Raw genomic sequence first — 1,159 nt, forward strand, 5'->3', positions numbered from 1 at the left:
GCATCCACCCGGCATCCCAATGGCGCAGATAATCGGGCAGGTCGCAGTAGGCCTTGGCACCCAACCAATGCAGGTTGTCGGCCTTCGGCAGGATTGCAGGATCGATTTTGACCACGGGGCCAATCATGACGAAATGCACGTCCGGCATCGTCCGCGCCGCTAGCGCCACGAGTCCGGCGTCCAGCCGCTCGTCGATGACGCCGAAATACCCCACCCTCGGGTGAGGAATGCCGGCCTGATCGGCTGGGTCCTTTCCTGGCAGCCTAGCCTTGTGAAAGTGTTTCACGTCGATGCTGCTCGGAAAGGGGTAAATAGCCTGATGCAGGCGGCGCTTGGTCTCGAACAGGCTCAGACCACCGGTGAAAACGAGATCGGCGCGGCGCAGAAGTGCCTTTTCCATCTGCGCCAGTTCGGGCGGCGCATTCTTGAAAGCGGAGAGTTCGTCCATGCAGTCGTAGACGCATATGTCTGGGTCAAGAAACTCCGTGAAGCGGAGAGCCATCGGCGTGTAATACCAGGCGATCAGCCGGCTGTGCGGCATAGAAGCTATGATCTGCTGAACAAACCTCTGCTGCACGGCATCTGATTTCGCGGCCGACGCGCCGAGCGGCAGCACTGGTGTCACGATCAGGATGTTTGGCGATGCCTCGCTCGTCCGCATCTGCGGCTGTGGCAGTTCTTCGAAAACAGGCTCCTCAAAGTAGACCACTCTCTGCTGCTCGGATGCGAGGGTGAGGATATGCTGCGGCCGTTGATGAACGAAATTCCATCGCAAGTGGGAGAAGCAAACCAGTAGATTTTCCCTGCCTGTGTGTTTACTGGCGGATACCCTGCCCAAGGCTGCTTCCATTGAGATGTTCCTTCCCGTAATCTTTCGTTTATGTTACGACTAACATTTGTTAAGCGCGGATCGAGGAGAAATAGACTTCGATGCCAGCTCCTAACTTTCCAGCGCGTGAGTTGTTCCAAGGTGAAGTGAAGAGCTCTCGGTCACCGCTCGGATGACGAATGCGACCATATTTCCGCGAAGCTGAGAACGCTCGCCGCGCATCGCCGGGCTTTGAAAGCGTGAGCGACGGCGGAATGTCGGTGGAGAACGGACCTGCCGTATTTGCGTTGAAGTCGCTGGCTATAAAATGCGCAGGACATCAAGTTGATT

At 56.9% G+C, this 1,159-nt stretch carries 1 protein-coding gene; it reads right to left on the reverse strand.

The window, feature by feature from the left end; all coding sequences use genetic code 11:
• Positions 1 to 850: glycosyltransferase family 1 protein (locus EN925_RS36795; RefSeq protein WP_164894704.1), on the reverse strand; the 850-nt coding region annotated here is incomplete at its 3' end.
• Between the last annotated feature and the right edge of the window lie 309 nt (positions 851 to 1,159).

The sequence above is a fragment of the Mesorhizobium sp. M7A.F.Ca.US.006.04.2.1 genome (assembly GCF_004022915.1).
GTDB lineage: Bacteria > Pseudomonadota > Alphaproteobacteria > Rhizobiales > Rhizobiaceae > Mesorhizobium > Mesorhizobium ciceri.